This window comes from Mesobacterium pallidum, from assembly GCF_019966535.1.
Lineage (GTDB): Bacteria > Pseudomonadota > Alphaproteobacteria > Rhodobacterales > Rhodobacteraceae > Mesobacterium > Mesobacterium pallidum.
On record NZ_JAIMID010000009.1, the window covers coordinates 177,339 to 186,890 of the forward strand.

A 9,552-nucleotide genomic window follows, 5' to 3' on the forward strand; every position below is an offset into this window, starting at 1 on the left:
CACGCGGGCCGACCCTTTGCGCTGCGGGACATGCCTTGCAGCGCGGCCTCACTTTTCGCAGATCGGTCATTTCCCGATTGATCGGTGCGAAAGTTGAATTACCTTGTAGGGATAGTCGCAAATTTAAAGCGCTTCCAGACAGGGGCCGGGGTCAGATGCCAAGCGCGTTCCACATGTTCCCCGAGGACAATTTCGTCATCTCGCTGCACTGGGGCGTGATGACGGCCCGCGAACATTCCGCGCTGATACAGGAATACCGGCGACATCCCGAGGCGCATCCGATGCAGGATTGCCTTGTCGATTTCACCCATGTCACGGATTACGAGATCACCTTTTCTACCCTGCTGTTCGAGATTTCGTCGCTGCAATTGCCCGATGTCCGGCCGGACCTGTCGCGTATGGCCATCCTGGCCCCGACAGACGTGGGCTACGGCGTGGCGCGCATGTACGAATCCGTCATCGATGGCCGCCTGTCCACCACGCCCCGGGTTTTCCAGACCCGGCCCGAGGCCTTTTCCTGGCTCCGCCGCGACGACGGACCGCGCTACCGCCTGACGCCTCCCTTGCCCTGACCGCCCCGCTCTGGTTTCCTGCCTCAAAGGGTGCGGGAGAGCTGGGGCATGCAGGAGCCGGAATTCACCATCGGGATCGAGGAGGAATACCTTCTCGTCGACCAGGATAGCCTCGCGCTGGCCGGCCACGTGCCGGAGGCGCTGATGGAGGCCTGCCGCGCCGATCTCGAGGACCAGGTGAGCCCCGAGTTCCTGCAATGCCAGATCGAGATCGGCACCCGGCCCTGCCAGACCATTGGCGAGGCGCGGGACGAGCTGCGGCGCCTGCGGTCCACCGTGGCACGGCACGCAGCCGAGTTCGGGCTTGCCCCGATCGCGGTCAGTTGCCACCCGTTCAGCGACTGGAAGGACCAGCATCACACCGACAAGGACCGCTACAACGACCTGCAGCGCGACCTTGGCGGGGTCGTGCGGCGGATGCTGATCTGCGGCATGCATGTGCACGTGGGCCTTGGTGACGACGCGCTGCGAACGGACCTGATGCGGCAGCTCACTTACTTCCTGCCGCACCTGCTGGCCCTGTCCACCTCCTCGCCCTTCTGGCAGGGGCAGGACACGCGGCTGGCCTCGTACCGCATTTCCGTCTTCGACAACCTGCCCCGCACCGGCCTGCCACCGCATTTCGACAGCTGGCCGGAATACCAGCGCTCGGTCCAGACGCTGGTCGATCTTGGCGTGATCGAGGACAGCTCCAAGATCTGGTGGGACCTGCGGCCGTCCGCGCGCTTTCCGACGCTCGAGACGCGGATCATGGATGTCTCGCCCCGGCTCGAGGATGCGCTGACGCTGGCGGCGGTCAACCAGTGCCTGTTGCGCATGCTCTGGCGGTTGAAGCTCAGGAACCAGCGCTGGCGCTATTACGACAACTTCCTCGTGGGCGAAAACCGCTGGCGGGCGCAGCGCTACGGGGTCAGCGAAGGGCTGATCGACTTCGGCGCCGGTCAGATCGTGCCCTTTCCTGCGCTGATGGACGAGCTGCTCGAACTGATCGCCGAGGATGCCGGCGTGCTGCGCTGCCAGCGCGAGGTGCAGCGCGTCACCGACATCGCCGCGCAGGGCACCTCGGCCGACCGGCAACGGGCGGTCCATGCCGCGGCGCTTGACGGCGGCACCTCGACCGACGAGGCCACCTGTGCCGTCGTCCGTCATCTCATCGACGAATTCCACGACGGGTTCTGATGCGCGAGACCGAGCTTTACGCGCCGGTGAAGGCCCTGCTGGAAGGCCAGGGCTACGAGGTCAAGGCCGAAGTCGGCGCGGCCGACGTGGTCGCCTGCCGCCCGGGCGAGGATGCGCCCGTGGTGGTCGAACTGAAGACCGGGTTTTCGCTGACCCTCGTGCACCAGGCCGTGGCCCGGCAGGCGATGACGGATGCCGTCTACATCTGCGTGCCGCGCGGCACCGGCAAACGCTGGCTGGGGTCGTTGAAGCAGATGAAGGTGCTGTGTCGCCGGCTTGGCCTTGGCCTGCTGACCATACGCCTGTCGGACAGCCACCCCGAGATCCACCTCGACCCCGCGCCCTACCAGCCACGCAAGTCCGCGCCCCGCAAGTCGCGCCTGCTGCGCGAATTCGCCCGGCGCGAGGGCGATCCCAACACCGGAGGGGCGACCCGGACGGGGCTGGTGACGGCCTATCGGCAGGATTGCATGAAGATCGCCACGTATCTATCTGAAAACGGAGAGAGTCGTGGCGCCGCAGTCGCCAAGGCCACGGGCGTGGAAACGGCGACCCGGATCATGCGTGACGACCATTACGGATGGTTCGAACGGGTCACGACCGGGGTCTACCGCCTGACCCCGAACGGAATCGACGCCCTGGCCGGGTAAGTGGGGGGCTGTCTGGCCCCCGGTTGCCATTGTCTCTCGGACCAATGCCACAACAATGGCAACCCCCGAGAATTTGCAGACAAGATGAAGGAGGATCAGGCCTCTGCGTGGGACTTGGCAAGCGCCTCGACCCGGGCTAGGACCTCGGGCCGCGGCGGGCAGGACTTGCGCGTCTCGAGGCTGACGTGGAGCATGAACTGGTCGCAGGTAGCCAGGAGTTCCCCACCATGTTCGCGCCGCATCTCATGGAAAAGACGCAGTTTCTTGCCTTCGCCCTGTATGACCCGCGTCTCGACCACGAAGGGATCGGCGGCATGGGTCTCGGCCAGGTAGGTCACATTGGTCTCGGCGGTGAAATAGCTGTTGCCCTCGTCGATATAGGCAAGATCGGCGCCCACGTGCCGCATGATGGCATCGGCGGCGTCACTGAAGACCTGGCCATAGCGCCCTTCGTTCATGTGGCCGTTGTAATCGGTCCAGTCGACCGGCACGACGCGCCGCACCGTGACCATGGGCACGGTTTCGGTCAGCGGGGTCTTCAGCTCGTTCTCCTCGTGCTCGAGCAGCAGCTTGCCGGCAGCCTGGTCCTGCTGGCGCAAGGCGCGCAGGATGACGACGAGGTTCCGGTCGCGCCGTGCTTCGAGATCCGCGATCGTCGCGCCATTGGCTTGAGCATCCGATTGATCGGCAATGGTTTTCACCAGCTCATCGGTCAGCTCGGGCACGTCCATGAGCTTGGTCCAGGGCCATTTCAGCGCCGGGCCGAATTGCGCGAGGAAATGCGCCATGCCGGCCTCGCCGCCGCCGATGCGGTAGGTTTCGAACAGGCCCATCTGGGCCCATCGCAGGCCAAAGCCGTAGCGGATCGCGTTGTCGATCTCTTCGGTCGTGGCGATGCCATCCTTGACCAGCCAGAGGCTCTCGCGCCAGACGGCTTCCAGCAGGCGGTCGGCGATATGGGCGTCGATCTCGGCCCGGACCCGCAGCGGATACATGCCGACGGATCGCAGAATGTCCTGTGCCTTTTCAATGTCTTCCGATGCGTTCTTCGAACTTCCCACCAGCTCGACCACCGGCAGCAGGTAGACCGGCACGAAGGGGTGCGTGACGACAACGCGGTCTGGGTGCGGATGCCCCTCCTGCAGCGCGGTCGGCGTGAAACCCGAGGTGGAGGAGCCGATGAAAGCATCGGGTGAGATAAACTCGCCAATGCCTTGCAGCACCTTGCGTTTCAACTCGAGGCTCTCAGGCACGCTTTCCTGCACCCAGGTCGCGCCGGTCACGGCATCTTCGAGCGAGGTGCAGTAGGTGATCTCGCCCTCGCTGGGCATGGCCACATCGTAGAGCATCGGCAGCGAACGGCGGGCGCGGGCCAGCACCTCGGAGACCTTTCGCGGTGCCTCCGGGTCGGGGTCGAAGACCCGCACGTCCCAACCGTTCAGCAGGAAACGGGCGGCCCAGCCGCCACCGATGACGCCGCCTCCGACGATTGCTGCGATCTTGCTCATAGGCCTGTCTCCTTGATCTTGTCTGCCACGGCAATGCCGAGCGTCTTGTGGGCTTCGGCGCTGTAGTGAACGCCGTCCAGCGGGTCGGTTTCGATGATTGCCGATGCATCGAGGTAGTGTGTGCCATGCGACTTGGCGATCCGCGCCATGTCGCTCGACAGCCTGGCCATCCGTGCCTCTGCCCCGGCGAAGATCGGCGCGAGGCATCCGCGTTCCTTTACGGGCGCCGGGCAGATCACGAGGATCGGCAGGTCAGGCAGGTCGGCGCGGGCGCGTTGGATCAGCGCCCCGACGCCGAGGGCGATGTCGAAGCCGGTCAGCGAAAAGCGCTGTTTCGCGTCGTTTGTGCCAAGCTTGAGGATCATAAGGTCCAGCGGAGTCGAAGAATGAAGAATGGCCGGCAGAACGCTGAGACCATTGCGATAACGGCCTTCGATCGGGTCATCGTGGCAGGTGGTGCGACCGGGCAGGCCCGCCTCGATCACCGGCCGGCCCAAGGCCGCGCGCAGCACGCCCGGCCAGCGGACCTCGGGCGCGTAGCGGCCACTGACGCCCAGCCGCTCCATCGGCGGCGTGCCATAGGTGTTGCTGTCGCCGTAACAGAGGATGGTCATGCCGCGACCGGCGCGCGCTTGGTGAGGCCCAGCTTGGCGCGCACCTCGGCGGGACCGATGATGCGGGCGCCCATGCCCTCGACGATGCCGACCGCCCGCTCGACCAGCTGCGCATTTGTTGCCAGCACGCCCTTGTCGAGCCAGAGGTTGTCCTCGAGGCCGACACGGACGTTGCCCCCCGCCAGCACGGCGGCGGCGGCATAGGCCATCTGGTTGCGACCGAGGGAAAAGGCAGAGAACGTCCAGTCTTGCGGGACGTTGTTCACCATGGCCATGAAGGTGTTCAGATCATCCGGCGCGCCCCAGGGCACGCCCATGCAGAGCTGCACCAGCGCGGGGCTGTCCAGCACGCCATCGGCGACCAGCTGGCGGGCGTACCAGAGGTGCCCGGTGTCGAAGGCCTCGATCTCGGGCTTCACGCCCAGTTCGGTCATGCGGCGCCCCATGGCCTGCAACATGCCCGGCGTATTGGTCATGACGTAATCGGCTTCGGCAAAGTTCATCGTGCCGCAATCGAGCGTGCAGATCTCGGGCAGGCATTCGGCCACATGGGCCACGCGCGCCTCGGCGCCGATCATGTCGGTGCCGGCCTCGTTCACCGGGAAGGGCGCGTCGGGCGAACCGAAGACGATGTCTCCGCCCATGCCGGCGGTCAGGTTCAGCACCACGTCCACCTCGGCGTCGCGGATGCGATCCGTGACCTCGCGGTAGAGCGCAAGGTCCCGCGACGGCGCACCGGTTTCCGGATCGCGCACGTGGCAATGGACGATGGCGGCGCCGGCCTTGGCAGCTTCGATCGCGCTCTCGGCAATCTGCTTGGGCGACCGCGGCACGTGGGGCGAACGGTCCTGCGTGGCCCCCGACCCGGTGACGGCGCAGGTGATGAACACCTCCTTGTTCATGGAAAGCGGCATGTGACCCCCTCATTGGTGTTTTGCCCAAGGCGTAACACGGGCGCGCGCAGGCGAGATAGGTCAAATGCGACGGGTTTTGCTTTGGTTTTTCCCCTGGAATGAACCTTTTGCGAACTTCTTTGGCCGTAAAGTGAGGTCAGGATCGGCCCAGTTGCGCGGCGTTCGCGTCGCGCGGGTATCCCCACCAAAGGCGAGGGCAAGGATGGACGACAAGCGCCAAGACGCGGTGCCGGGCAGCGGACGCCATGACAAGCTCTTTGCGTTGATCCATCAACAGGTCGCGAGTCGCCCGCGCCGCCTGCCCGTCCGGCCCGATGCCGTCGATGCGGCCGACGCCGCCGCCTTCCTCGCCAGTGCCCATCGCAGTTTCGAACTGGTCCGGGCCGAGCGGACGCTGGTCGATCGCTTGCGCCACGCCTTCTGACGGCGCGTCTCCTCAGCCCCGGAACCCGGTCGCCACCACGAATTTTTCCGATGAATCCGCCCGTGACGAGGGCGGCTTGAAGTTCGAGACCTTGGCGAATTTCTGCTTCAGCAGTTTCTGCAACTCGCCCTCGGCGCCGCCGGCCAGCACCTTGGCGACAAAGGTGCCGCCCTCTTCCAGCACGTCGAAGGCGAGGTAGGCCGCCGCCTCGCAGAGCGCGATGATGCGCAGGTGGTCGGTCTGCTTGTGACCCGATGAGGCCGCCGCCATGTCCGACATCACCACGTCGGCCATGCCGCCCAGCCATTCCTTGACCTGCTGATCTGCATCGTCCGCCATGAAATCCAGCTGGTGGATCTCGCAGCCGGGGATCGGTTCGACCTCCTGCAGGTCGATCCCGAGGATGGAGCCCTGCTTCTTGCCCGCCCTCTCTCCCAACGCGTTCACCCGCTTGACGGCGACCTGGCACCAGCCGCCGGGCGCGCAGCCCAGGTCAACGACCCGGGCGCCGGGCACGAGAAAGCGGTACTTGTCGTCGATCTCCATGATCTTGAAGGCGGCGCGGCCACGGTAGCCTTCCTCCTTCGCGCGCTTGACGTATGGGTCGTTCAGCTGCCGTTGCAGCCAGCGGGTCGAGCTGAGCGACCGGCCCCGGGCCGACTTGACCTTGACCTTCAGGTCGCGCTGGCCGCGCCCGGATGTGTTCTTGCCCGAAGGGGTCTTGGCCATGGGTCCCATCCTTGCGATAGCTTGGGGGGACATGTAGCGCGCGAGGGGGCGCGCGCGCAAGGAAGGACGCAAATGACCGACTGGATGGAACGCGCGGTAGCGCTGGACGCGAACGATGGCATGGCCTGGACGCGGGACAGGTTCGAGCTGCCCGAGGGGGTGATCTACCTTGACGGCAATTCGCTGGGTGCCCGTCCGCGCGGCGTGGCCGAGCGGGTGGCGCAGGTGCTGGACGCCGAATGGCGGGACGGGCTGATCCGCAGCTGGAACGACGCGGGCTGGTTCGACCTGCCGCTGCGCGTGGGGGACAGGATCGCGCCGCTGATCGGCGTCGGGGCGGGCGAGGTCGCGGTTGGCGACAGCACCTCGGTCAACCTCTTCAAATGCCTCGCCGCCGCGCTGCACGCCCGGCCGGACCGGTCGGTGATCCTGTGCGAGGCCGGGAATTTCCCGACCGATGGCTACATGGCGCAGGGGCTAACACGGCTGGTCGAGAAGGCCGAGTTGCGTTGGTTCGACGATGCCGAGGACGTGCGCGCAAAGCTGGGCCCGGACGTGGCCGTCGTGCTTTTGAGCCATGTTCATTACCGCAGCGCCGCGGTGCAGGACATGGCGGCCGTGAATGCCGCGGCCCATGCCGCGGGCGCGCTGGTGCTGTGGGACCTGTCGCATTCCACCGGCGCGGTGCCGGTCGACCTGGGCGGAACCGGTGCCGACATGGCGGTCGGCTGCACCTACAAGTACCTCAACGGCGGGCCCGGCGCGCCGGCCTTCGCCTGGGTCGCGCCCGGGCTGGCGCCCGTCTCGCAACCATTGGCGGGCTGGATGGGCCATGCCGCACCCTTCGCCTTCGACCGCGACTACGCCCCGGCCGATGGGGCGCGCGGGCTGATGGCGGGCACGCCGCAGGTCCTGAGCCTCTCGGCGCTGGATGCCGCGCTCGAGATCTGGGAGGAGGTCGACCGCCCTGCCCTCTGGGCCCGGTCCGAAGCCATGGTCGCCTTCTTCATCGACGCGGTCCTTGACCTGTGCGCCGGTCACGGGCTGGCATTGGTATCGCCACGCGCGGCGCCGCGCGGCAGCCATGTCGGGTTCGATCACCCCGAGGGCTACGCCATCGTGCAGGCGCTGATCGCGCGCGGGATCATCGGCGATTTCCGCGCGCCCCAGATGATGCGCTTCGGCTTCGCACCGCTCTACCTGCGTTTTGCCGACCTGACAGCGGCAGCGTTGGCGCTGCGCGATGTGCTCGAGACGCGGGCCTGGGACGACCCGCGTTTTCAGGCCCGCGGCGCGGTGACCTGACGCGGGCGAAACCGGACGCGGATCAAGCACTTGTTAACGCGCCGCGGTCACTCTTCCGACGAGCCAGGAAGGACAGACCCCATGAGCCGAGTCGAGAGCGACAAGACCTGCATCACCGAGGAGGTGCCGAATTACGGGCTCGACGACCTCTTCATCTCGCGCACGGATGAGCGCGGCACGATCCGGGCCGGCAACAACGCCTTCGTGCGCATCTCGGGTTATGACTGGTCACAGCTGCGCAAGGCACCGCACAAGATCATCCGGCACCCGGACACGCCGCGCGGTGTGTTCAGCCTGTTCTGGGACCGCCTGCGCGAGGGCAAGCCGGTCGGCGCCTATGTCAAGAACCGCGCGGCGGACGGACGCTACTACTGGGTCTTTGCCATCGCCATGCCGGTCGAAGGCGGATTCATCTCGGTTTGGATGAAGCCGTGCAGCGCCATGCACGACCGGATCATGGCGCTCTACCGCGTGCTCCTGAGCTACGAACGCGACCGCGCGCTCAAGCCCGAGGACAGCCGTGACACGCTGCTGCAGCACCTCGGCGAACAGGGTTTCGCCAGCTACGACGCCTTCATGGCCGAGGCGATCCGCGCCGAGGTGGCCGCCCGCGCGGAGGCATTGGGCAAGCCCATGCCGCCATTGCTCGAGGATGTCGGCCACCTGCAGGACACCGTCACGCGGATGGAAAAGGATCTCGCCGCCGTGCGCGCCTCGGTCTACGAGATCCGCTCGACCCCGTTCAACCTGCGCATCCAGGCCAGCCGGGTCGGCGATATCGGCATCCCGATGCAGGTGATTTCGCAGAACTACGGGCTGCTGGCCAAGGACATCGAAGAGGTCAACGCCCAGATGCAGGAGGCGGTGACCGCCGCCGCCCGCGAGGTCGAGGTCGACGGCTTTGCCGTCGCCGCGGCCGGGCTCATGGGCGAGGCCGCGCGCCAGTTCCGCGCGCAGTCGGATTGGCCCGATGGCGTGGAGGCCGAGGCAGAGATCGCCGCCTTCGAACGCGAGATCACGCGCTTTGCAGCCCGGGGCGACGGGCTGAAGCGGCAGATGGAGGCCCTTCTCGCGACCCTGAGGCAGTTGCGCCGGGTGGTGTCGGGCCTCGCCGTGGTGCGCGTCATGTGCCGGATCGAGGCGGCGGGAATCGCCGACGACAGTGGCGGCATCGGCGAAGTGACCTCGCGCCTGCTGAAATTCCAGCGCGACATGGTGGCCCAGATCGACCGGATGGACGCGGAATGCGTGGATGCCATCGGCAGCGCGGGCCGGCTTCAGGGGCAGACCGCGACCGGCGGCGGACGCGCGGGCCGGCCCGGCACAGCCCAATCGCTGGCGTTGCTGCGCGAGATGTGCGCCCAGGCCAAGGCGGGATAGGCGCGTCGCCCCGGCCCTGCCCCCCGGGGCAGGACCGCGCTGGCGCTCTCCCGACTGCGCTCGCTTCTCGAACGTGCCCGGACCGGTTGTCTCAACTCGGGGTGCCCGGGACGGCGGTGCGGCCGGGCCATCCCGCGGCCGGGTGGCCTGCCGGGGGCGGCCTCGGCCATGTCCCCGCGGCGCACCGGGCCTTTGTCGCCCCCCCCGAAACGATACCGCCCGCGGCGCCTGGGGCGTCGCGGGCGGGTTCGGAGCGGTGCCCCGGTTTCAGGCGATC

General features: G+C 67.1%; 10 protein-coding genes. 6 read left to right on the forward strand and 4 right to left on the reverse strand.

Annotation, left to right across the window (positions count from 1 at the left end; translation table 11 throughout):
- The first annotated feature begins 155 nt into the window (after window positions 1-155).
- The 3 genes from MF270_RS14800 to MF270_RS14810 are packed head-to-tail and all read left to right on the forward strand — an operon-like array spanning window position 156 to window position 2,401.
- Window positions 156-572, forward strand: coding sequence for a hypothetical protein (locus MF270_RS14800; protein WP_238366674.1), 417 nt, complete (start codon window positions 156-158; stop codon window positions 570-572).
- A gap of 48 nt (window positions 573-620) precedes the next feature.
- Window positions 621-1,751, forward strand: coding sequence for a carboxylate-amine ligase (locus MF270_RS14805; RefSeq protein WP_238366675.1), 1,131 nt, complete (start codon window positions 621-623; stop codon window positions 1,749-1,751).
- Window positions 1,751-2,401 carry a DUF2161 domain-containing phosphodiesterase gene (locus MF270_RS14810; RefSeq protein WP_238366676.1) on the forward strand — a complete coding sequence of 217 codons (651 nt, stop codon included), beginning with the start codon at window positions 1,751-1,753 and terminating at the stop codon, window positions 2,399-2,401. Before MF270_RS14805 ends, MF270_RS14810 begins: the two co-directional genes overlap by 1 nt.
- Before the next feature lie 95 nt (window positions 2,402-2,496).
- Here MF270_RS14810 and MF270_RS14815 read toward each other — a convergent pair whose 3' ends face one another.
- From MF270_RS14815 to bcoG, 3 genes are read right to left on the reverse strand one after another with little or no spacing between them, the layout of a single operon-like run.
- Window positions 2,497-3,909: a carnitine 3-dehydrogenase gene (locus MF270_RS14815; RefSeq protein WP_238366677.1), complete on the reverse strand. Its 1,413-nt coding sequence runs from the start codon at window positions 3,907-3,909 to the stop codon at window positions 2,497-2,499.
- Window positions 3,906-4,523: an SGNH/GDSL hydrolase family protein gene (locus tag MF270_RS14820; RefSeq protein ID WP_238366678.1), complete on the reverse strand. Its 618-nt coding sequence runs from the start codon at window positions 4,521-4,523 to the stop codon at window positions 3,906-3,908. The genes MF270_RS14815 and MF270_RS14820 overlap by 4 nt, the downstream gene beginning before the upstream one ends.
- Window positions 4,520-5,437 (reverse strand): 3-dehydrocarnitine:acetyl-CoA trimethylamine transferase BcoG, encoded by a 918-nt coding sequence (gene bcoG / locus MF270_RS14825; RefSeq protein ID WP_238366679.1) that lies wholly within the window; start codon window positions 5,435-5,437, stop codon window positions 4,520-4,522. Before bcoG ends, MF270_RS14820 begins: the two co-directional genes overlap by 4 nt.
- 202 nt (window positions 5,438-5,639) lie before the next feature.
- Between bcoG and MF270_RS14830 the strand changes: the two genes are divergently transcribed.
- Window positions 5,640-5,861 (forward strand): hypothetical protein, encoded by a 222-nt coding sequence (locus MF270_RS14830; RefSeq protein WP_238366680.1) that lies wholly within the window; start codon window positions 5,640-5,642, stop codon window positions 5,859-5,861.
- A gap of 12 nt (window positions 5,862-5,873) precedes the next feature.
- On the opposite strand, the gene MF270_RS14835 is transcribed toward MF270_RS14830, so the two are convergent.
- Entirely contained in the window at window positions 5,874-6,590 is a 717-nt protein-coding gene (locus MF270_RS14835; protein ID WP_238366681.1) for an RlmE family RNA methyltransferase, read from the reverse strand.
- A gap of 72 nt (window positions 6,591-6,662) precedes the next feature.
- Between MF270_RS14835 and kynU the strand changes: the two genes are divergently transcribed.
- Both kynU and MF270_RS14845 read left to right on the forward strand, forming a co-directional pair.
- The gene (gene kynU / locus MF270_RS14840; protein ID WP_238366682.1) at window positions 6,663-7,895 is read left to right on the forward strand and encodes a kynureninase; all 1,233 of its coding nucleotides are present in this window, start codon (window positions 6,663-6,665) and stop codon (window positions 7,893-7,895) included.
- 81 nt (window positions 7,896-7,976) lie between these two features.
- Window positions 7,977-9,275, forward strand: coding sequence for a PAS domain-containing protein (locus MF270_RS14845; RefSeq protein WP_238366683.1), 1,299 nt, complete (start codon window positions 7,977-7,979; stop codon window positions 9,273-9,275).
- Window positions 9,276-9,552 lie beyond the last annotated feature (277 nt).

What these genes read in the sequence shown, in the direction of transcription:
- MF270_RS14805 (WP_238366675.1), top strand. Translation starts at nt 621, where the DNA reads ATGCAGGAGCCGGAATTCACCATCGGGATCGAGGAGGAATACCTTCTC.
- MF270_RS14835 (WP_238366681.1), bottom strand. Translation starts at nt 6,590, where the DNA reads ATGGCCAAGACCCCTTCGGGCAAGAACACATCCGGGCGCGGCCAGCGC.
- MF270_RS14815 (WP_238366677.1), bottom strand. Translation starts at nt 3,909, where the DNA reads ATGAGCAAGATCGCAGCAATCGTCGGAGGCGGCGTCATCGGTGGCGGC.
- MF270_RS14800 (WP_238366674.1), top strand. Translation starts at nt 156, where the DNA reads ATGCCAAGCGCGTTCCACATGTTCCCCGAGGACAATTTCGTCATCTCG.
- MF270_RS14820 (WP_238366678.1), bottom strand. Translation starts at nt 4,523, where the DNA reads ATGACCATCCTCTGTTACGGCGACAGCAACACCTATGGCACGCCGCCG.
- bcoG (WP_238366679.1), bottom strand. Translation starts at nt 5,437, where the DNA reads ATGCCGCTTTCCATGAACAAGGAGGTGTTCATCACCTGCGCCGTCACC.
- kynU (WP_238366682.1), top strand. Translation starts at nt 6,663, where the DNA reads ATGACCGACTGGATGGAACGCGCGGTAGCGCTGGACGCGAACGATGGC.
- MF270_RS14845 (WP_238366683.1), top strand. Translation starts at nt 7,977, where the DNA reads ATGAGCCGAGTCGAGAGCGACAAGACCTGCATCACCGAGGAGGTGCCG.
- MF270_RS14830 (WP_238366680.1), top strand. Translation starts at nt 5,640, where the DNA reads ATGGACGACAAGCGCCAAGACGCGGTGCCGGGCAGCGGACGCCATGAC.
- MF270_RS14810 (WP_238366676.1), top strand. Translation starts at nt 1,751, where the DNA reads ATGCGCGAGACCGAGCTTTACGCGCCGGTGAAGGCCCTGCTGGAAGGC.